Source organism: Pseudomonas sp. GR 6-02, from assembly GCF_001655615.1.
In the GTDB taxonomy this organism is placed as follows: Bacteria; Pseudomonadota; Gammaproteobacteria; order Pseudomonadales; family Pseudomonadaceae; genus Aquipseudomonas.
The window spans coordinates 5541669-5561326 of record NZ_CP011567.1 but is presented as its reverse complement, the minus strand read 5'-3'; the positions used below and the strand labels follow the sequence as shown (position 1 = coordinate 5561326).

The 19658-nt window shown below is 59.1% G+C and carries 20 protein-coding genes; 18 read left to right on the top strand and 2 right to left on the bottom strand.

All coding sequences use genetic code 11. From position 1 onward, the window contains the following. Positions 1 to 151 precede the first annotated feature (151 nt). The 5 genes from rplU to PGR6_RS24585 all read left to right on the top strand — a co-directional run bounded on the left by rplU (position 152) and on the right by PGR6_RS24585 (position 3909). Complete coding sequence (gene rplU / locus PGR6_RS24605; RefSeq protein ID WP_007901869.1) at positions 152 to 466, top strand: 50S ribosomal protein L21; 315 nt, start codon at positions 152 to 154, stop codon at positions 464 to 466. Positions 467 to 499: 33 nt separating this feature from the next. Beyond that, positions 500 to 757, top strand: a complete 258-nt coding sequence (gene rpmA, locus PGR6_RS24600; protein ID WP_003228360.1) for a 50S ribosomal protein L27 — start codon at positions 500 to 502, stop codon at positions 755 to 757. A gap of 195 nt (positions 758 to 952) precedes the next feature. Beyond that, positions 953 to 2176 (top strand): Obg family GTPase CgtA, encoded by a 1224-nt coding sequence (cgtA, locus tag PGR6_RS24595; RefSeq protein ID WP_018925882.1) that lies wholly within the window; start codon positions 953 to 955, stop codon positions 2174 to 2176. A 137-nt stretch (positions 2177 to 2313) separates the two neighbouring features. Continuing rightward, positions 2314 to 3432 carry a glutamate 5-kinase gene (proB, locus tag PGR6_RS24590; RefSeq protein WP_007938428.1) on the top strand — a complete coding sequence of 373 codons (1119 nt, stop codon included), beginning with the start codon at positions 2314 to 2316 and terminating at the stop codon, positions 3430 to 3432. 12 nt (positions 3433 to 3444) lie between these two features. Then, on the top strand, positions 3445 to 3909 hold the full coding sequence (locus tag PGR6_RS24585) for a CreA family protein (protein WP_018925883.1): 465 nt from the start codon (positions 3445 to 3447) through the stop codon (positions 3907 to 3909). A gap of 123 nt (positions 3910 to 4032) precedes the next feature. On the opposite strand, the gene rpsT is transcribed toward PGR6_RS24585, so the two are convergent. After that, complete coding sequence (gene rpsT / locus PGR6_RS24580) at positions 4033 to 4311, bottom strand: 30S ribosomal protein S20 (protein ID WP_007901883.1); 279 nt, start codon at positions 4309 to 4311, stop codon at positions 4033 to 4035. Positions 4312 to 4697: 386 nt separating this feature from the next. On the opposite strand from rpsT, the gene murJ reads away from it, so the two are divergent. The 6 genes from murJ (at position 4698) to ispH (ending at position 12195) form a co-directional block, all read left to right on the top strand. Continuing rightward, positions 4698 to 6236 (top strand): murein biosynthesis integral membrane protein MurJ, encoded by a 1539-nt coding sequence (gene murJ, locus PGR6_RS24575; RefSeq protein WP_026286392.1) that lies wholly within the window; start codon positions 4698 to 4700, stop codon positions 6234 to 6236. 129 nt (positions 6237 to 6365) lie between these two features. Then, positions 6366 to 7316 carry a bifunctional riboflavin kinase/FAD synthetase gene (gene ribF, locus PGR6_RS24570; protein ID WP_018925885.1) on the top strand — a complete coding sequence of 317 codons (951 nt, stop codon included), beginning with the start codon at positions 6366 to 6368 and terminating at the stop codon, positions 7314 to 7316. After that, positions 7317 to 10148, top strand: a complete 2832-nt coding sequence (gene ileS, locus PGR6_RS24565) for an isoleucine--tRNA ligase (protein ID WP_064620459.1) — start codon at positions 7317 to 7319, stop codon at positions 10146 to 10148. After that, positions 10141 to 10653 (top strand): signal peptidase II, encoded by a 513-nt coding sequence (gene lspA / locus PGR6_RS24560; protein ID WP_019581266.1) that lies wholly within the window; start codon positions 10141 to 10143, stop codon positions 10651 to 10653. Before ileS ends, lspA begins: the two co-directional genes overlap by 8 nt. 7 nt (positions 10654 to 10660) lie before the next feature. Then, the gene (fkpB, locus tag PGR6_RS24555; protein ID WP_177318289.1) at positions 10661 to 11098 is read left to right on the top strand and encodes an FKBP-type peptidyl-prolyl cis-trans isomerase; all 438 of its coding nucleotides are present in this window, start codon (positions 10661 to 10663) and stop codon (positions 11096 to 11098) included. Positions 11099 to 11247: 149 nt separating this feature from the next. Next, positions 11248 to 12195 carry a 4-hydroxy-3-methylbut-2-enyl diphosphate reductase gene (gene ispH / locus PGR6_RS24550; RefSeq protein ID WP_064620456.1) on the top strand — a complete coding sequence of 316 codons (948 nt, stop codon included), beginning with the start codon at positions 11248 to 11250 and terminating at the stop codon, positions 12193 to 12195. Here ispH and PGR6_RS24545 read toward each other — a convergent pair. Then, on the bottom strand, positions 12164 to 12721 hold the full coding sequence (locus PGR6_RS24545) for a GspH/FimT family pseudopilin (RefSeq protein ID WP_064620453.1): 558 nt from the start codon (positions 12719 to 12721) through the stop codon (positions 12164 to 12166). The genes ispH and PGR6_RS24545 overlap by 32 nt on opposite strands. A gap of 131 nt (positions 12722 to 12852) precedes the next feature. Between PGR6_RS24545 and PGR6_RS24540 the strand changes: the two genes are divergently transcribed. Genes PGR6_RS24540 through thiO form a run of 7 tightly spaced genes read left to right on the top strand, consistent with a single transcriptional unit; the run spans position 12853 to position 19654 of the window. Further along, positions 12853 to 13326 (top strand): GspH/FimT family pseudopilin, encoded by a 474-nt coding sequence (locus PGR6_RS24540; protein WP_064620450.1) that lies wholly within the window; start codon positions 12853 to 12855, stop codon positions 13324 to 13326. After that, complete coding sequence (gene pilV, locus PGR6_RS24535) at positions 13323 to 13772, top strand: type IV pilus modification protein PilV (RefSeq protein WP_026286393.1); 450 nt, start codon at positions 13323 to 13325, stop codon at positions 13770 to 13772. The genes PGR6_RS24540 and pilV overlap by 4 nt, the downstream gene beginning before the upstream one ends. Continuing rightward, positions 13769 to 14482: a PilW family protein gene (locus tag PGR6_RS24530; RefSeq protein ID WP_018925892.1), complete on the top strand. Its 714-nt coding sequence runs from the start codon at positions 13769 to 13771 to the stop codon at positions 14480 to 14482. Before pilV ends, PGR6_RS24530 begins: the two co-directional genes overlap by 4 nt. A gap of 11 nt (positions 14483 to 14493) precedes the next feature. Beyond that, positions 14494 to 14973, top strand: coding sequence for a pilus assembly PilX family protein (locus PGR6_RS24525; protein WP_064620447.1), 480 nt, complete (start codon positions 14494 to 14496; stop codon positions 14971 to 14973). Further along, on the top strand, positions 14960 to 18082 hold the full coding sequence (locus tag PGR6_RS24520) for a pilus assembly protein (RefSeq protein ID WP_064620445.1): 3123 nt from the start codon (positions 14960 to 14962) through the stop codon (positions 18080 to 18082). The genes PGR6_RS24525 and PGR6_RS24520 overlap by 14 nt, the downstream gene beginning before the upstream one ends. A gap of 13 nt (positions 18083 to 18095) precedes the next feature. After that, positions 18096 to 18497 carry a type IV pilin protein gene (locus PGR6_RS24515; protein WP_018925895.1) on the top strand — a complete coding sequence of 134 codons (402 nt, stop codon included), beginning with the start codon at positions 18096 to 18098 and terminating at the stop codon, positions 18495 to 18497. Between the two features lie 56 nt (positions 18498 to 18553). Further along, positions 18554 to 19654 (top strand): glycine oxidase ThiO, encoded by a 1101-nt coding sequence (gene thiO, locus PGR6_RS24510; RefSeq protein WP_064620442.1) that lies wholly within the window; start codon positions 18554 to 18556, stop codon positions 19652 to 19654. The last annotated feature ends 4 nt before the right edge of the window (positions 19655 to 19658 follow it).

Sequence of the window (19658 nt, the reverse complement as noted above, 5' to 3'; positions counted from 1 at the left end):
AGAGTAGCTTGCGTACAATCGCGCACCCTGAACTTCCTGGGCAGCACCTGCCTTACGCAATTGCAAACAGGCCTTCCAGCCTTATGCAGCCATGCCAGCCAATACCTCTTCTTATAAAGAGCTGGGTGAGCAGGATTATCGGAGAAATACCATGTCTTATGCAGTAATCGTTACTGGTGGCAAGCAGTACAAAGTTGCTCCAGGTGAATACCTGAAGATCGAAAAACTGGAAATCGCTACCGGCGAATCCGTAACTTTTGATCGCGTTCTGTTGGTTGCCAATGGCGACGACGTGAATATCGGCGCTCCAGTTGTTCCTGGCGCTACCGTTGTGGCTGAAGTGATCTCCCAAGGTCGTCACGATAAAGTCCGCATCATCAAGTTCCGTCGCCGTAAGCACCACATGAAGCGTATGGGCCACCGCCAGTGGTACACCGAGATCAAAATCACCGGTATTCAGGCTTAATCAGCCTAATTCCTCACTAGGAGAATTGAACTCATGGCACACAAAAAAGCTGGTGGTAGTACCCGTAACGGTCGCGACTCAGAAGCCAAACGCCTTGGCGTGAAGATGTATGGCGGCCAGGTCATCAAGGCCGGTAACATCATCGTGCGTCAGCGCGGCACCCAATTCCACGCTGGCTACGGCGTTGGTATGGGTAAAGATCACACCCTCTTCGCGAAAATCGAAGGCGTGATCAAGTTTGAAGTAAAAGGCGCCTTCGGTCGTCGTTACGTGAGCGTCGTCGCAGCTTAATTGCGCGATCGCTGGAAAAGCCCTGTCTTGCGACGGGGCTTTTTCGTTTGTGGGGTGAGTCTCTTGCAAAGCTGTTTGTGATGGGCTCCAGCGCTGTATTGGCGGTCGTTGATTGAGGTCGCTGCGCTCATTTTTGCAAGAGTCTTATGTCTTGGTTGTTTTTCGGCTCGTCCGTATGGCGAGAGGCGTTTTGTTATGAAGTTTGTTGATGAAGTATCGATTCGAGTAAAGGCCGGCGACGGTGGCAACGGTTGCATGAGTTTCCGTCGAGAAAAATTCATCGAAAACGGCGGCCCGAACGGCGGCGATGGTGGTGATGGTGGTTCCATCTACATGATGGCCGACGAAAACCTGAACACCCTGGTCGACTACCGTTACACCCGCCACTTCGATGCCGAGCGCGGTTCCAACGGTGGTAGTACCGACTGCACCGGCAAAAAAGGTGAGGATCTGATCCTGCGGGTGCCGGTAGGTACCACAGTGATCGACTCTGCCACCCAGGAAGTCATTGGCGACCTGACCAAGGCCGGCCAGAAGCTGATGGTGGTTCAGGGCGGCTGGCACGGTCTGGGTAACACTCGTTTCAAATCCAGTACCAACCGTGCGCCGCGCCAGACTACGCCGGGCAAGCCGGGTGAGCAGCGCGACCTGAAACTGGAAATGAAGGTGTTGGCGGACGTCGGTCTGCTCGGTTTGCCGAACGCCGGCAAAAGTACCTTCATTCGCTCGGTGTCGGCCGCCAAGCCGAAAGTCGCCGACTACCCGTTCACCACATTGGTGCCGAACCTGGGTGTGGTCAGTGTCGATCGCTGGAAGAGCTTCGTGGTCGCGGATATTCCGGGCTTGATCGAAGGTGCTTCCGACGGCGCGGGCCTGGGGATTCGCTTCCTCAAGCACTTGTCGCGTACGCGTCTGCTGCTGCACCTCGTCGACATGGCGCCGCTGGATGACACCAGTGCGCCGGATGCCGCTGAAGTGATCGTCAGCGAGCTGACCAAGTTCAGCCCGTCCCTGGCCGAGCGTGATCGCTGGCTGGTGCTGAACAAGTGTGACCAGATCCTTGAGGAAGAGCACGATGCTCGCGTCAAGGAGATCGTTGATCGTCTGGAGTGGACTGGTCCGGTCTATGTGATCTCGGCGATCGCCAAGCAAGGCACCGAGCGTCTGTGCCACGACATCATGCGTTACCTGGAAGATCGCGCCGATCGCCTGGCTAACGACCCGGCCTACAAGGAAGAGCTGGCTGAGCTCGATCAGCGCATCGAAGATGAAGCGCGCGCCCAGTTGCAGGCGCTGGACGATCAGCGTGCTCTGCGCCGCAGCGGCGTGAAGTCGGTCCATGACATCGGTGACGACGATTGGGACGAAGAAGATGTGGATGACGAAGACGGTCCGGAAATCATTTACGTGCGTGACTGATTCGTTGCGATAAACTTAAGCGCCGCTCACTGGAGCGGCGTTTTAGTATCTGGAAATCGACTGTTGGTCACGAAGAACCACGAATAACGTCACGGGCAGTGCCAGGTCGCGCTGCCCTCAAGCTAAGGTTGAAGATGATGCGGAGCAAGGTGACAGGTGCGCAGCGTTGGGTCGTGAAGATCGGCAGCGCTTTGCTGACGGCGGACGGCAAAGGCCTGGATCGCGCAGCAATGGGTGTCTGGGTCGAGCAGATGGTTGCCCTGCATGAGGCGGGCGTTGAACTGGTGCTGGTGTCCTCCGGGGCAGTGGCGGCGGGCATGAGCCGTCTGGGCTGGACCTCGCGACCCAGTGCGATGCACGAGTTGCAGGCGGCTGCCGCCATCGGTCAGATGGGGTTGGTGCAGGCCTGGGAGTCGAGCTTCGCCGAACATGGTCGGCATACCGCACAGATTCTCCTGACTCACGACGATTTGTCCGACCGCAAGCGCTACCTGAATGCTCGTAGCACCCTGCGTGCGCTGGTCGAGTTGAAGGTGATCCCGGTGATCAACGAAAACGACACCGTGGTCACTGACGAAATCCGTTTCGGCGACAACGACACGTTGGCGGCGCTGGTGGCGAATCTGGTCGAAGCCGATTTGCTGGTGATCCTCACCGATCGCGATGGCATGTTCGATGCTGATCCACGCAACAATCCCGACGCCAAGCTGATTTATGAGGCGCGGGCCGACGATCCGGCGCTCGATGCGGTAGCCGGTGGTACTGGTGGTGCGCTGGGGCGTGGCGGCATGCAGACCAAGCTGCGCGCTGCGCGTCTGGCGGCGCGCTCTGGTGCGCACACCATCATCGTTGGTGGGCGTATTGAGCGAGTGCTGGATCGCCTCAAGGCTGGCGAGCGCATCGGCACTTTGCTGTCGCCTGAGCGCGGCATGCTGGCGGCCCGCAAACAGTGGCTGGCCGGGCATCTGCAGACTCGCGGCACGCTGGTGCTGGACGCGGGGGCGGTGACCGCGCTGTCTCAGGGCAACAAAAGTTTACTGCCGGTAGGTGTAAAGCTGGTCCAGGGCAGCTTCCGTCGCGGCGAAATGGTGGTCTGTGTGGCGCCGGACGGTCGTGAAATCGCTCGTGGCCTGGCTAACTACAGTGCTCTGGAAGCACAAAAAATCATCGGTCAGTCGTCTGAGGCGATTATCGGTCTGTTGGGTTACATGGCGGAGCCGGAGCTGGTTCACCGGGATAACCTGATTCTGGTCTGAAGGAATACCTGAATGCGTGTGGCAAAAGGATTATTGGGCTTGTTGTTGGCGATGCCGTTGCTGGCCTCGGCCGAGGAAATTGGCCAGGTGTCGACGGTGTTCAAATTCGTTGGCCCGAACGACCGTATTGTTGTCGAGGCGTTTGATGATCCGAAAGTGGAGGGCGTGACCTGTTACCTGTCGCGTGCCAAGACGGGTGGCGTGAAAGGTGGTCTGGGATTGGCCGAGGATCGCGCCGAGGCGTCTATTGCATGTCGCCAGGTCGGGCCGATCAGCTTCAAGGGTGAGCTCAAGGATGGCGAGGAGGTATTCAAGGAGCGCACCTCGCTGGTATTCAAGACTATGCAGGTAGTGCGATTCCTCGACAAGAAGCGCAATACCCTGGTGTATCTGGTCTACAGCGATCGCTTGATCGAGGGCAGTCCGCAGAATGCAGTGACGGCAATTCCGATTCTGCCGTGGACGCACGCTCAGTAAGATAACGAAGGTCCAGGTGTGGGGGTGAGTCTGCTTGCTCCCACATTTTTTTTGCATTGTATTTAATAAATCGCAGGCAATAAAAAACCGACCCTGAGGTCGGTTTTTTAACGAGCGCGTCGCTTAGGCAGCAGCGGCAACGTTCAGGGCCTTGACGTGGCCATTCAGACGGCTCTTATGGCGAGCAGCTTTGTTCTTGTGGATGATGCCTTTATCGGCCATACGGTCGATAACTGGCACGGCCAGAACGTAAGCAGCTTGAGCTTTAGCAGCGTCTTTTGCGTCGATGGCTTTAACTACATTCTTGATGTAGGTACGAACCATGGAACGCAGGCTGGCGTTGTGGCTGCGACGCTTCTCAGCCTGTTTTGCACGTTTTTTGGCGGAAGGTGTGTTGGCCACCGTCGAGCTCCTCGAAAGACTTTTTAGGAAATAGCAAACAAAATAGGCCGCGAATCATGCCGATGAGTTGATGTCTTGTCAAGGGCGGAAGAGACGTTCCGCTAAGTGGCCGGTTCCGGCCCCATGAAAACTACTGCGCTCGGCAATACAGCGTTGAAAGCAGACTCGAATGCTCATTGACTAAAGTCAACTCCGCTTTCTCGCCTGCTTTCGCCTTGTCTTGCCTTCGCTCGCTACGTTTTCAAGGGGACGGTGCGCTGGATATTTCTTTCCGGCGCGCGACCTGTAAACTCGCGAGCTTTGGCTCTGTGCTGTTGCGGCGCGGAGTATCGCATAAGTGGGCGCGTTGTTCGCCTGCTGTTTATCGACAGGCACAAACTCTTTCAATGAATCTGCTCAAATCGTTGGCCGCTGTCAGCTCTATCACGATGCTTTCCCGGGTGTTGGGGTTTGTTCGTGACACTCTAATCGCCCGTGCATTTGGTGCCGGAATGGCGACTGATGCCTTCTTTATCGCCTTCAAGCTGCCCAATCTGCTGCGGCGGATCTTCGCCGAAGGGGCATTTTCCCAGGCATTTGTGCCGATTCTTGCCGAATACAAAAGCCAAAAGGGCGAGGAGGCGGCGCGAACCTTCATTGCCTACGTCTCAGGCCTGCTGACACTGGTACTGGCGCTGGTCACTGCGTTGGGCATGCTCGCCGCCCCCTGGGTTATCTGGGCCACGGCACCGGGTTTCGTCGATTCTCCTGAAAAATTCCGGCTGACAACCGATCTGCTGCGGGTCACTTTCCCTTATATATTGCTGATCTCCCTGTCATCGCTGGCCGGGGCGATCCTCAACACCTGGAACCGCTTCTCGGTGCCAGCTTTCGTGCCGACCCTGCTCAATGTCAGCATGATCATCTTTGCAGTATTCCTGACGCCGTATTTCGATCCGCCGGTGATGGCGCTGGGCTGGGCCGTTCTGGTGGGTGGGCTGGCGCAGCTGCTCTATCAACTGCCGCACCTGAAAAAGATCGGCATGCTGGTACTGCCGCGTTTGAATCTGCGCGATAGCGGTGTCTGGCGGGTCATGAAACAGATGCTGCCCGCGATCATCGGCGTTTCGGTGAGTCAGATTTCGCTGATCATCAATACTATATTTGCCTCGTTTCTGGTGGCCGGCTCCGTGTCCTGGATGTATTACGCCGACCGCTTGATGGAATTGCCATCCGGCGTGCTGGGTGTGGCGCTGGGCACGATTTTGTTGCCGACGCTGGCCAAGACCTATGCCAGCCAGGATCGCCACGAATACTCGCGAATCCTCGATTGGGGGCTGCGCCTGTGCTTCATGCTGGTGTTGCCGTGCGCCCTGGCGTTGGGGATTCTGTCTGAACCGCTGACGGTTTCGCTGTTCCAGTATGGCCATTTCAGTGCTTTCGATGCGGCCATGACTCAGCGCGCGTTGATCGCTTATTCCGTCGGCTTGCTGGGGATTATCGTGATCAAAGTGCTGGCGCCGGGCTTCTATGCGCAACAAAACATCCGCACGCCGGTGAAAATCGCGATTTTCACCCTGATCGTCACTCAGCTGTTCAACCTGGTGCTGATCGGTCCGCTGGCGCACGCCGGCCTGGCCCTGGCCATCAGCGCGGGTGCCTGCATCAACGCCGGCTTGCTGTTTTATCAACTGCGCAAGCAGCAGATGTATCAGCCGCAACCGGGCTGGGCGAAGTTCGGGCTCAAATTGCTGGTGGCGGTAGCGGTGATGTCTGCAGTATTGCTGGGTGCGATGCACTTTATGCCGGCCTGGGGGCAGGGGCCTATGCTTGAGCGACTGCTGCGTCTGGGTGCATTGGTGATCGCAGGCGTCGTGGCGTATTTCGGCATGTTGCTGTTGATGGGCTTCCGTTTGCGCGACTTCAATCGCAAGGCCTTGAGCTGAAGACGTTATCTCGATAATCATGGGCGAACCGGCAGTTTTGTCGGCTCGATTACTTTGGGTTACGGTGTTGCCTGTCGTCGGCCGCCGGGTGTGGTTATAATCGACCACTTTATGAGCAAGAAGCGCGTTATGCAGCTGGTTCGAGGTCTCCACAACCTGCGCCCCCAGCATCGGGGCTGTGTCGCCACTATTGGCAACTTTGACGGTGTTCACCGTGGCCACCAGGCTATCCTGGTCCGGCTGCGAGAGCGTGCGCTCGAGTTGGGCGTGCCCAGCTGCGTGGTGATTTTCGAGCCGCAGCCGCGGGAGTTCTTCGCTCCGGACACCGCCCCGGCCCGTCTGGCCCGCTTACGGGACAAACTGCAGCTGCTGGCCGAAGAGGGTGTCGACCGGGTGTTGTGCCTGGCTTTCAACCATCGCCTGAGCAAACTCAGCGCCAGAGAGTTCGTCGATACCATTCTGGTGGACGGCCTCGGGGTGCAGCATCTGGAAGTCGGTGACGATTTCCGATTTGGCTGCGACCGGTTGGGGGATTTCGACTACTTGCAACAGGCCGGCGTCCTTCAGGGCTTTACCGTCGAAGCGGCGCAGACCGTCGAGCTGGACGGCATTCGTGTCAGCAGCACTCAGGTCCGCAATGCCCTGGCCGCTGCCGATTTCGCCTTGGCCGAGCAACTGCTCGGTCGCCCATACCGGATTGCCGGTCGGGTCCTGCATGGCCAGAAGCTGGCGCGCCAGTTGGGTACGCCCACGGCCAACGTGCAACTCAAGCGTCGTCGTGTGCCGTTGAGCGGGGTTTACCTGGTCAGCGTCGACATCGATGGCAAGACCTGGCCAGGCGTCGCCAATATTGGTGTGCGGCCAACGGTCGAAGGGGATGGCAAAGCTCACCTCGAAGTGCACCTTTTAGATTTTGCCGGCGATCTGTATGACCGGCGTTTGACGGTGGTTTTCCACCACAAGCTGCGTGAAGAGCAGCGTTTCGCCTCTCTGGAGGCGCTTAAGACGGCGATCAATGCGGATATCGCCGCCGCCCGTGCCCTGTCGCACCTAGCGCCAATCGCTAATGAAGAGCCTTAAATGACCGACTATAAAGCCACGCTAAACCTTCCGGACACCGCCTTCCCAATGAAGGCCGGCCTGCCTCAGCGCGAACCGCAGATTCTGCAGCGCTGGGACAGCATTGGCCTGTACGGTAAGTTGCGCGAGATTGGCAAGGATCGTCCGAAGTTCGTACTGCACGACGGTCCTCCGTACGCCAACGGCACGATTCACATCGGTCATGCGCTGAACAAGATTCTCAAGGACATGATCATCCGCTCGAAAACCCTGTCGGGTTTCGACGCACCTTATGTTCCGGGCTGGGACTGCCACGGCCTGCCGATCGAGCACAAAGTCGAAGTGACCCATGGCAAGAACCTGGGCGCCGACAAGACCCGCGAACTGTGCCGTGCCTACGCCACCGAGCAGATCGAAGGCCAGAAGTCCGAATTCATCCGTTTGGGCGTGTTGGGCGACTTCGCCAACCCGTACAAGACCATGGACTTCAAAAACGAGGCCGGTGAAATCCGCGCCCTGGCGGAAATCGTCAAGGGTGGCTTCGTGTTCAAGGGCCTGAAGCCTGTGAACTGGTGCTTTGACTGCGGTTCGGCCCTGGCTGAAGCGGAAGTCGAGTACGAGAACAAAAAGTCCGCGACCATCGACGTGGCCTTCCCGATCGCCGACGAAGCCAAGCTGGCTGCCGCGTTCGGTCTGCCGTCGTTGGGCAAACCTGCTTCGATCGTGATCTGGACCACCACTCCGTGGACTATCCCGGCCAACCAGGCGCTGAACGTTCACCCGGAGTTCAACTACGCCCTGGTCGACGTCGGCGACAAGCTGCTGGTACTGGCTGAAGAATTGGTCGAGTCCTGCCTGGCCCGCTACAGCCTGGAAGGTTCGGTGATCGCCACCACCACCGGTAAAGCGCTGGAACTGATCAACTTCCGTCACCCGTTCTACGATCGCCTGTCGCCGGTTTACCTGGCCGACTACGTTGAGCTGGGCGCGGGCACCGGCGTGGTTCACTCCTCGCCAGCCTACGGCGTGGACGACTTCGTGACCTGCAAGAAGTACGGCATGGTCAACGATGACATCATCAATCCGGTGCAAAGCAATGGCGTGTATGTGCCATCGCTGGAGTTCTTCGGCGGCCAGTTCATCTGGAAGGCCAATCCGGCCATCGTCGATAAACTGACCGAAGTCGGCGCGCTGCTGCACACCACCACCATCGAACACAGCTACATGCATTGCTGGCGTCACAAGACCCCGCTGATCTATCGCGCCACCGCGCAGTGGTTCATCGGCATGGACAAAGAGCCAGCAGCGGGCGACACCCTGCGCAAACGCGCGATCAAAGCCATCGAAGACACCAAATTCGTCCCGGCCTGGGGCCAGGCGCGCCTGCACTCGATGATCGCCAACCGTCCGGACTGGTGCATCTCCCGTCAGCGCAACTGGGGCGTGCCGATCCCGTTCTTCCTGAACAAGGAAAGCGGCGAACTGCACCCACGCACCGTCGAACTGATGGAAATCGTCGCCCAGCGCGTCGAAGTCGAAGGCATCGAAGCCTGGTTCAAGATGGACGCCGCTGAGTTGCTCGGTGACGAAGCGCCGCTGTACGACAAGATCAGCGACACCCTGGACGTCTGGTTCGACTCGGGCACCACGCACTGGCACGTCCTGCGCGGTTCGCACCCGATGGGCCACGAGACCGGCCCTCGCGCCGACCTGTACCTGGAAGGCTCGGACCAGCACCGCGGCTGGTTCCACTCGTCGTTGCTGACCGGTTGCGCCATCGACGACCACGCACCGTACCGCGAGCTGCTGACCCACGGTTTCACCGTCGACGAATCCGGTCGCAAAATGTCCAAGTCCCTGGGCAACGTGATCGCGCCGCAGAAGGTCAACGACACCCTGGGCGCCGACATCATGCGTCTGTGGGTAGCGTCTACCGACTACTCGGGTGAGATGGCGGTTTCCGAGCAGATCCTGCAACGCAGTGCGGACGCCTACCGGCGCATCCGTAACACCGCGCGTTTCCTGCTTTCCAACCTGACCGGTTTCAACCCGGCCACCGACCTCCTGCCGGCCGAAGAAATGCTCGCCCTGGACCGTTGGGCCGTGGATCGCACGCTGTTGCTGCAACGCGAGCTGCAGGAACACTACGGCGAATACCGTTTCTGGAACGTTTACTCCAAGATCCACAACTTCTGCGTGCAGGAGTTGGGCGGTTTCTACCTGGACATCATCAAGGACCGCCAGTACACCACTGGCGCCGACAGCAAGGCCCGTCGTTCGTGCCAGACTGCGCTGTTCCACATCTCCGAAGCGCTGGTGCGCTGGATCGCGCCGATCCTGGCGTTCACCGCCGACGAGCTGTGGCAGTACCTGCCGGGCGAGCGTAACGAGTCTGTGATGCTCAACACCTGGTACGAAGGCCTGAGCGAACTGCCGGAAGGCTTCGAGCTGGATCGCGCTTACTGGGACCGGATCATGGCGGTCAAGGTTGCGGTCAACAAGGAAATGGAAATCCAGCGTGCAGCCAAGGCCGTCGGTGGCAACCTGCAAGCCGAAGTGACGCTGTTCGCCGAAGACGCGCTGAGCGCCGACCTGGCCAAGCTGAGCAACGAACTGCGTTTCGTGCTGATCACTTCGACCGCCAGTGTTGCGCCATTGGTGCAGGCACCGGCCGATGCCGTGGTCACCGAAGTCAGCGGCCTGAAGCTCAAGATCGTCAAGTCGGCTCACGTCAAGTGCGCCCGCTGCTGGCACTGCCGTGAAGACGTCGGTGTGAACCCGGAACATCCGGAAATCTGCGGTCGTTGTGTCGACAACATCAGCGGCGCGGGCGAGGTTCGTCACTATGCCTAATGCGGCTGGCCGTTTCGGACGGCTGAGCTGGCTCTGGTTGAGTTTGCTGGTTCTGGTCATTGACCAGGCCAGCAAGTTCTACTTCGAAGGCAAGCTCGAGATGTACCAGCAAATCGTGGTGATCCCCGATTTGTTCAGCTGGACTCTGGCCTACAACACCGGTGCGGCGTTCAGCTTCCTGGCTGACAGCTCCGGCTGGCAGCGCTGGTTGTTTGCCTTGATCGCGGTGGTGGTCAGTGCGGTGCTGGTGATCTGGCTCAAGCGCCTGGGGCGCAACGACACCTGGCTGGCGATTGCGCTTGCCCTGGTGTTGGGTGGCGCGCTGGGCAATCTGTACGACCGCATTGCCTTGGGCCATGTGATCGATTTCATTCTGGTGCACTGGCAGAACCGCTGGTATTTCCCGGCGTTCAACTTTGCTGACAGCGCCATTTCTGTCGGTGCCGTAATGCTCGCGCTGGATATGTTCAAAAGTAAGAAGACCGGAGAAACCGTTCATGACTGAACAGGTATTGGCTGAACAACGTATCGGCCAGAACACGGAAGTCACCTTGCACTTTGCATTGCGCCTGGAGAACGGCGACACCGTCGACAGCACTTTCGACAAAGCCCCGGCGACCTTCAAGGTCGGCGACGGCAACCTGTTGCCAGGCTTCGAGGCCGCGCTGTTCGGCTTCAAGGCCGGCGACAAGCGCAGCCTGTCCATCGAGCCGGAAAACGCCTTTGGCCAGCCTAACCCGCAAAACGTGCAGATCATCCCGCGCTCGCAGTTCCAGGACATGGAACTGTCGCCAGGATTGCTGGTGATCTTCAATGATGCGGCCAATACCGAGCTGCCAGGCGTGGTGAAGGAATTCGATGACGCGCAAGTGACCATCGACTTCAACCACCCGCTCGCCGGTAAGACCTTGACCTTTGACGTCGAGATCATCAACGTCAAAGCGTTGTAACTGACCGAATACGGTCACCTGTAGGAGCAGAGCTTGCTCGCGAAGGCGTCATCACATTCAGCATCAATGTTGACTGACACACCGCTTTCGCGAGCAAGCTCTGCTCCTACAATGATCTAACTTCTTGCGCGCAAGACACGAGGCACAGCATGCAAATCAAACTCGCCAACCCCCGTGGCTTCTGCGCCGGCGTGGACCGGGCGATCGAAATCGTCAACCGCGCCCTGGAAGTCTTCGGGCCGCCGATCTATGTGCGCCACGAAGTGGTCCACAACAAATTCGTCGTCGAAGACCTGCGTGCCCGTGGGGCGATCTTCGTCGAGGAACTGGATCAGGTGCCGGATGACGTGATCGTGATCTTCAGCGCCCACGGCGTTTCCCAGGCCGTGCGTACCGAAGCCACAGGTCGTGGCCTGAAGGTGTTCGACGCGACCTGCCCGCTGGTGACCAAGGTGCACATCGAAGTCGCGCGTTACAGCCGCGACGGCCGTGAATGCATCCTTATCGGTCATGCCGGTCATCCGGAAGTCGAAGGCACCATGGGACAATACGATGGCAGCAATGGTGGCGCGATCTATCTGGTCGAAGACGAGAAAGATGTCGCCGAATTGCAGGTGAACAACCCTGAAAAGCTGGCTTTCGTTACCCAGACCACCCTGTCCATGGACGACACCAGTCGCGTGATCGACGCCCTGCGTGCGCGTTTTCCGGCGATCGGCGGTCCGCGCAAGGACGATATCTGTTACGCCACGCAAAACCGTCAGGACGCCGTCAAGCAACTGGCGGACGAATGCGACGTGGTGCTGGTGGTTGGCAGCCCGAACAGCTCCAACTCCAATCGTCTGCGTGAACTGGCCGAACGCATGGCCACCCCGGCCTATCTGATCGACGGTGCCGAAGACTTGCAAAAGAGCTGGTTCGACGGTGTCGAGCGTATTGGCATCACGGCCGGTGCCTCCGCTCCGGAAGTGCTGGTACGTGGCGTGATCCAGCAATTGCAGGCCTGGGGTGCCACGGGGGCCGATGAACTGGCCGGTCGCGAGGAGAACATCACCTTCTCCATGCCTAAAGAGCTGCGCGTGCGTTCGCTGCTGTAATACTTTTCGCCTTTCGACACAGCGCCTGCTCAGCCTTACGGTTGGCCAGGCGCACTCGACCGCTCGCCGCCAGCACCACCTGGAGCTGGCTGACCGGCTCGCGAGCCGAGCAAATATGTAGCGTCCCTGCCTGAAATGCCCGCCCGGGCATCAGCGGTTGGCCCAGACTGCTGAACCGCACGAAACGCCTGACCCACCAATTGCCGACAATCGGCGTCCGCGCATCACCTGCGCGCTCGACCAGTAGCGGATTGCTGCTGTCCTCTGGCCCTTTGCCGCTGATGTCCAGAATGATCCGCCAGCCCTGGCTCCAATCGCCGTTGATGCCATGAATGACCACGTTCTGGTTGCGGGTTATGGCCAGGGTTCTGGCCTGGCGGATCCCACTGATCAGCGACTCGGCCGCCTGCTCCCGATGATTCGATTCCGTCAGTGCAGCGAACGCCGGACTGACCAAGTGCAGAACAATCCCGACAATCGTCAGTCCCATGAGCAGTCCGATCAAGCTGAAACCTTGCTGATGCATGTCATCTCCCTCCATGGAGTGCTGCGGCCCGCGCGATCCTTGCGCGAGTAATGGCAAAACAACCGTACATCTGTCGGTCGAATGTTCTAGCGTGTAGAAGCAGGTATAGCCGACGGCAACGGAGGGCACTGATGGATCATCGTACAAAAGGTTTCACGCTGATCGAGCTGCTGGTCACGCTCGCGGTGTTTCTGATCCTGATTACACTGGCCGTTCCGGCGTTCACCCGCTCGGTGCAAAGCAACAAGGCCGACACCGAGGTCGGCGACTTGCAACGGGCACTCAATTACGCACGGCTTGAGGCGATTGATCGGGGCCTCACCACTCGGGTTCGCCCGACGGCCGGCGGCAGTGTCTGGACCGGCGAGTTGAGCGTTTATGACGGTACTGGCAATCCGGCCAATGTATTGCGGGTTGTTCCAGCGATGAGCAGCGGAGCAACTCTGACGCTAACCTCAGGAGTGACCGCGATTGATTTCAACAATCTCGGCGGCTTGGCAGCGCCGTCCACGGCGGTGGTGATCAGTTATGTGCTGGGGGCGCAAAGCAGGACGCTGAATGTGTGTTTGAACGGACGAATTCTATTGGGTGGAAGTTGCGGATGAGGGGTTGGAGCAAGCGTGCACAGGAGGGCATGACGCTGATCGAGGTATTGGTCGCGTTGTTGGTGCTGGCTGTGGGTCTGTTGGGCGCGGCGGCGATTCAGCTCAATGCGCTGAAGTACACCGACAGCTCACGGATGACCAGCCAGGCGAGTTTTATCGCCTACGACATGATGGACCGCATTCGCGCCAATTCCGGCGCCGATTACACCGTCACGCCGCCGACCTCGGGCAACTTGAGCGTGGCCCGGGATCAGGACCTCTACGACTTCACCACCAATATCGTCAATTTCGGCGGCGCCACGGCCACCGGCAGCATCGTCCGCAACCAGCGGGTATACACCATCACCATTACCTGGGACGACTCCCGGGCCGCCAATATCGCCGATTCGCGCCGCAGTTTTGTCCTCACCAGCCGTGCCACCGTTGATCCGGTGACGACACCATGAACAGAACCAGCAGAGGTTTCGGCCTGATCGAATTGCTGATCGCCCTGGCGTTGAGCCTGATCGTGGTCCTGGGTGTGGCGCAGATTTTCATCGCCGCCAAAAACACCTACGTCAGCCAGAACACCGCTGCCGGCATGCAGGAAGATGCGCGGTTCGTCCTGAGCAAGATGATTCAGGAAATTCGCATGGTCGGCATGTTTGGTTGCCTGGGTACGATTACCGACGCCAGCTCTGCGGGGGATTTCAATGCCAGCCTGCTCACACCGATCAGTTGGGACAATGCCAACCTCAAATTGACTCTGGTCACCGCAGATGTCGGCGGCAGTGGCGGAGTGCCGACCTGGACGGTGGTTTCCGACTGCCGAAATACTGCGACGGCCTACACCGGTTTACGCACGCCGGCATCGGGGCAGTTGGCGTTTCCAATCCGGCGGCTGGTCTACAGCTTCAGCAACAACCAACTGCTGATGGGCTCCGGCACTGGCACGCCGACTCAGGCGGTGCTGGTAAACAACGTCAGTGCCTTTGGCGTGAGCTTCGGCATCGCCAGTTCGGCCACGGATACAGCCGCCTCCAGTTACAGCAGTAATCCGTCCGATCCGGCGCGAATCCGCAGTGTGCGGCTGACGCTGACCCTCACCGACCCGAACAACCGGGTCCGCAATCAAACCTTCAACGTAGTTGCCGCCTTGCGCAACCGGTTGCAATGAGGGGAGGGCCGATGAGTCGTGCGTCCATGACATATCACGCCCAGCGCGGCATGGCGCTGTTGGTCAGCCTGGTGTTTCTCCTGGTGCTGACATTGATCGGTCTCTCGTCGATGCAGAGCGCCACGTTGCAGGAGAAAATGACCAGCAGCGTGATCCTGCGCAACCAGTCGTTCCAGGGCGCGGAAGCGGCGTTGCGGGTCGGTGAAAGCGCGGTGCAACTGAACTCCTACTCGTTGCCGGTCTGCAGTGGCACCAGCCAGTGCGCACCGCCGGCCGAGGCGTCGGTCATCACCGCCGCCGGGTTCAACTCCACCTCGGGGGTGAACTGGATCGCCTCCGGTAGCGGCTTTTATGGAGTGCAGAACATCGGCACTACCCTGACTGCCGTGAATGTGCCGAGCAACACGTCGGCAACCCTTTATCGGGTGACCGCCGTGGGCATCGCGGGCAGCTCGCGCAGTGTGGTGGAGAGTATTTATGCGAAGTACTGAGACCCGCACAGGCTGGCGCCATTGGTTACTGCAGCTGCTCTGCGGCGCGGTCTTGAGCCTTTACCTGGCAGCGCCGACCTACGCCTTCACGCCCTCGGATTCTCCGCTGTTGAGCGCCGCCGCCGTGCCTGCCAATGTGATGCTGCTGCTCGATGACTCGGGGAGTATGAACAACATTATCTGGGCGGCCGGCTTCGACCCGACGGTCGCACGCACCCCGGTGACGATTTGCCTCTCCAATGGTTCGTGCAACAAAGGCCGCGACCTGGACATGACCGATAACAATATCGCCTTGTCGAGTTTGAATCATGGAACATGCTCGAAGGCCGGATGGTACGGTTTTTATAAAAACAGCCTTCTCGGTCTGGATTCGCTTTGCCTGAAGCTTCCCGATCCGGTGGGAAGCGAGGACACGCGGTATACGGCGAATTATTTGTCCTACCTGATCAGCCTGGCCAACAACACTGACCGGGACTTCACCGACGGCTCGATCCCCAACGATTACCGGATGAACGTGGCGCGCAACGTTTCCAAGACGTTGGTGGCCAATAACCGTTCGCTGCGCATCGGCCTGTCGACGTTCAACCTGGCGGTCGGCAACCATAAGAATGACGGCGGTTACATCGCCCGCTCGATCAGCGATTTGTCGGCGGTCAGTGGCACTGTGACCCAGGCTCAGGCCGATACCAATTACACCTCACTGATCGCCGGGATCGACGAGCTGAGCGCGCAAGCCAATACGCCGCTGGCGGAAGCCTATTACGAGATCACTCGTTATTTCCGTGGCATGGCGCCGTACAACAACTCGACGCCCGACACCTATACCAGTCCGATTCAGTACCGTTGCCAGAAAAACTACGGGGTGGTGATCACCGATGGTCTGCCGACCTATGACCGAACCTTTCCGACCGATGATCCGCTGGGTGGCAGCCAGTTACCGAACTGGGACGGGATCAGCAGTAACGATGGTACCGATCCCTCAGGCGACGATGAGGGCGACACCCTGTACCTGGATGACATTGCCAAGTTCGCCTTCGATATCGACATGCGTTCCACGGGAACCGATGCCGCGGGTAAAAGCTGGAACGCCCTGGATTTTCCCAAGCAGAACATGAACACCTATACCGTGGGTTTCACCGCTGCAAACCAGATGTTGGCGGATGCCGCGACCTATGGGCAGGGCAAGTATTACCAGGCGAGCGACAGTGCGGGACTTAACAATGCATTGTCTGCAGCCCTGAGCGACATCACTTCCAAGGCCGGTTCAGGTGGCAGTGGCGTGGCCAGCGGCACGACCCTGACCAGCAACTCGAGCTATTTCCAGACCAGTTACGATCCCAAGGACTGGCGGGGTACGATCAAGTCCTTTGGCTTCACGTCGGCGGGCGCGGTTAACACCGCCGCTGTGCTGTGGACGACCGACACCACCATCGTGCCCGGCGCCACTGCGCCGATCTACCAGTCCTGGAACACGCAAACCAACGCCGCGGTCACCCTGGCTTACAGCAATTTCTCTGCGGCGCAGCAGACCGCCCTCAACCAGGGGCTGCCTGCTGGCATCAACGGCAACGATCTGGTGGAGTGGAGCAAGGGCATCAACAAAACCGGGCTGAAAGTTCGCAGTGTATTGCTCGGTGACATCATCAATTCGCCACTCGTGCTGGCCTCACCCACGGACAAAACCGCGTCCGACCTGGTGGCAGACACCAGCTACAGCACTTACCTGACCACCAAAGCCGCCAACATGAATGCCAGCCTGGTGGTGAATGCCAACGACGGTTTTGTAAACATCATCAACTCGGCCAATGGTGTCAGGCGTTATGCCTACATGCCCTCCAGCGTGCTGCCATCGCTGAACGACATCGCTGATCCCACTTACATCAACGGTGTGAGCCACAAGTTTCTGGTCGATGGCCAGGTCGGCGTGTTCGATGCTCAGCTCAACAGCGCCTGGAAAACCCTGGCGATTGGCGGAACGGGGGCGGGCGGCAAAACCTTCTATGCGCTGCAATTGTTCGACGCATCGGCTGGTAATGAAACTAAAGCACTGTGGGAAGTCAGTGCGCCGGCCACGGCCAATACAGCGAACGTTTTCAATGATCTGGGTTATGCCTATGCGCGCCCCGAAGTGGCACGCTTGGCCGATGGTCGCTGGGCCGCGTTTATCTCCAACGGCTATGGCAGCAACTCCGGGGTGGCAGCGTTGTATGTGGTGGATATTCGCGACGGCTCGCTGATCAAGAAAATCGTGGTCGACAGTACCGAAACCACCAACGGCCTGTCGTCGGTGAAGCTCAGGGTCAACTCGCAGAATGTGGTGCAGGCTGCCTACGGGGGCGATCTGAAAGGGCGGTTGTGGAAGTTCGATTTGAGTGGCACCACCCCTGACACCTGGGGCGTGGCGTTTTCCGGCAAGCCGTTGTTCACCACTGCAGGTGGCGCGACCCAGCCGATTACCGCGCAACCGTTGCTGGCGGATCACGTGTTGGGCGGCAAGGAGGTGTTTTTCGGCACCGGCAAATTCAATGAGGTTGCCGACAAGACCAACAAGGATCTGCAGGCGTTCTACGCGGTATGGGATGCCGAGGGGGGCGCAGGACAAATCACTGTTTCCAGTTTGCAGGCGCAGGCGGTGACCGGCGTGTTTTCGGGCAGTACCGGGCAATTCATCACCACCAGCCAGAACGAGGTGACCTACTCGGCCAAGAAAGGCTGGTACTTGCCCCTGGTATACAACAACGTGCTGACGGGGGAGCGGGTGATCTATCAGGCCGGTCTGGTATCGGGGCGAATTGTTTTTACCACGCTCAGCGTGGATACCGTGGACCCCTGTGCCAGCTTCGGTAGCGGCAAACTGGTCGAACTCGATGCGTTCAGCGGTAAGATGCTCAATTACGCGGTACTCGACACCAATGCCGACGGGGTGGTCGACGGCAACGACACGATTTCCAGCGGGGTGATCTTCGCCGGTGGTATCCCGACCCTGAACGCGGTCGTCAATGACGCAACCCGCAAGATTGTGAACGACTCCGGTGGTGGCGTGACCACTCTGGTGGAAAAATCCGGTGGCGGCAGCGGCCGTCGCATCATGTGGCGACAAATACAGTAAGTGAGAGTGAGGCATGCGCAGATCCAACCGAGGTTTTACCCTGATCGAAATCATGATCGTGATTGCGATCATCGGGATCGTCATCACCATTGGCTATCCGAGCCTCACCGAGTACATAAAAAAGGGCCGCCGTACTGAAGTCGCCGGGTTGCTTTCCGAGCAGGCGCAGATCCTCGAGCGTTTCTATTCGAAGAATAATGTCTACACCAATGCCACCGGCCTCAGCGCCGGCAATGATTTCTACACCATCACCCCGACCCTGACCGATCAGACCTTCCTGCTGACGGCAACACGCAAGGCCGGTTCGACCATGGCCAGCGACAAGTGCGGTGATTTCACTCTCACCAATACCGGTGTCAGGAGTATGGTCAATGCCGCGTCCGGCCTGGCCACCAAGGATTGCTGGGGGCGCTGAGTTCCTTTTTCGGGCGCCTTTTGCGCCCTCTGTCTATAGAACGGTTGGATCAGAACATGAGCAGTCAACAGCAAGTGGTGATTGTCGGTGGCGGGGTGATTGGCCTGCTGACGGCGTTCAATCTCGCGTCCGAAGTGCAGAGTGTGGTGCTGCTGGACCGCTCGAACGTCGGTCAGGAGTCTTCCTGGGCCGGTGGCGGGATCGTTTCGCCGCTCTACCCATGGCGCTACAGCCCGGCGGTCACTGCACTGGCTCATTGGTCCCAGGATTTTTATCCACAACTGGCCCAGCGTTTGTTCGCTGCCACCGGTGTCGATCCTGAAGTGCACACCACCGGGTTGTATTGGCTGGACCTGGATGACGAGGCCGAAGCACTCGCCTGGGCCAAACGGGAGAACCGTCCGCTGCGGGCTGTGGATATCTCTGCGGCCCACGATGCAGTGCCGGTATTGGGCGCCGGTTTTTCGCGGGCGATCTACATGGCCGATGTGGCCAATGTGCGTAATCCACGGCTGGTGAAGTCCCTCAAGGCCGCCTTGCTGGCGTTGCCGAACGTGACGATCCATGAACAATGCGAGGTCAGCGAATTTATCCGGGAAGGTTCTGTGGTGGTCGGGGTACAGACCTCGATGGGGGCCATTCGGGGTGATGAGGTGGTTTTGACAGCGGGGGCCTGGAGCGGTGACTTGCTGAAAAAGCTGGGCCTGGAACTGCCGGTCGAACCGGTCAAGGGACAGATGATTCTCTACAAGTGCGCAGCGGACTTCCTGCCGAGCATGGTCCTGGCCAAGGGGCGTTATGCCATTCCCCGGCGCGACGGGCACATCCTGATCGGCAGTACGCTGGAGCATGAGGGCTTCGACAAGACGCCAACCGACACGGCGCTGGAAAGCCTGAAGGCATCGGCGGTGGAATTGATTCCGGCATTGGCGGATGCCGAGGTGGTGGGGCATTGGGCGGGGTTGCGGCCCGGGTCGCCTGAAGGAATCCCCTATATCGGTCGGGTGCCGGGATATGACGGGCTCTGGCTCAACTGCGGGCATTACCGTAACGGGCTGGTGCTGGCGCCGGCGTCATGTCAGTTGTTTGCCGATGTGATGCTGGGGCGGGCGCCGATTATCGACCCTGCGCCGTATGCGCCAGCCGGACGAATCTGACAGA

Coding starts and splice junctions, on each gene's coding strand:
- rplU (WP_007901869.1), top strand. CDS start 152: ATGTCTTATGCAGTAATCGTTACTGGTGGCAAGCAGTACAAAGTTGCT.
- rpmA (WP_003228360.1), top strand. CDS start 500: ATGGCACACAAAAAAGCTGGTGGTAGTACCCGTAACGGTCGCGACTCA.
- cgtA (WP_018925882.1), top strand. CDS start 953: ATGAAGTTTGTTGATGAAGTATCGATTCGAGTAAAGGCCGGCGACGGT.
- proB (WP_007938428.1), top strand. CDS start 2,314: ATGCGGAGCAAGGTGACAGGTGCGCAGCGTTGGGTCGTGAAGATCGGC.
- PGR6_RS24585 (WP_018925883.1), top strand. CDS start 3,445: ATGCGTGTGGCAAAAGGATTATTGGGCTTGTTGTTGGCGATGCCGTTG.
- murJ (WP_026286392.1), top strand. CDS start 4,698: ATGAATCTGCTCAAATCGTTGGCCGCTGTCAGCTCTATCACGATGCTT.
- ribF (WP_018925885.1), top strand. CDS start 6,366: ATGCAGCTGGTTCGAGGTCTCCACAACCTGCGCCCCCAGCATCGGGGC.
- ileS (WP_064620459.1), top strand. CDS start 7,317: ATGACCGACTATAAAGCCACGCTAAACCTTCCGGACACCGCCTTCCCA.
- lspA (WP_019581266.1), top strand. CDS start 10,141: ATGCCTAATGCGGCTGGCCGTTTCGGACGGCTGAGCTGGCTCTGGTTG.
- ispH (WP_064620456.1), top strand. CDS start 11,248: ATGCAAATCAAACTCGCCAACCCCCGTGGCTTCTGCGCCGGCGTGGAC.
- PGR6_RS24545 (WP_064620453.1), bottom strand. CDS start 12,721: ATGCATCAGCAAGGTTTCAGCTTGATCGGACTGCTCATGGGACTGACG.
- PGR6_RS24540 (WP_064620450.1), top strand. CDS start 12,853: ATGGATCATCGTACAAAAGGTTTCACGCTGATCGAGCTGCTGGTCACG.
- pilV (WP_026286393.1), top strand. CDS start 13,323: ATGAGGGGTTGGAGCAAGCGTGCACAGGAGGGCATGACGCTGATCGAG.
- PGR6_RS24530 (WP_018925892.1), top strand. CDS start 13,769: ATGAACAGAACCAGCAGAGGTTTCGGCCTGATCGAATTGCTGATCGCC.
- PGR6_RS24525 (WP_064620447.1), top strand. CDS start 14,494: ATGAGTCGTGCGTCCATGACATATCACGCCCAGCGCGGCATGGCGCTG.
- PGR6_RS24520 (WP_064620445.1), top strand. CDS start 14,960: ATGCGAAGTACTGAGACCCGCACAGGCTGGCGCCATTGGTTACTGCAG.
- PGR6_RS24515 (WP_018925895.1), top strand. CDS start 18,096: ATGCGCAGATCCAACCGAGGTTTTACCCTGATCGAAATCATGATCGTG.
- thiO (WP_064620442.1), top strand. CDS start 18,554: ATGAGCAGTCAACAGCAAGTGGTGATTGTCGGTGGCGGGGTGATTGGC.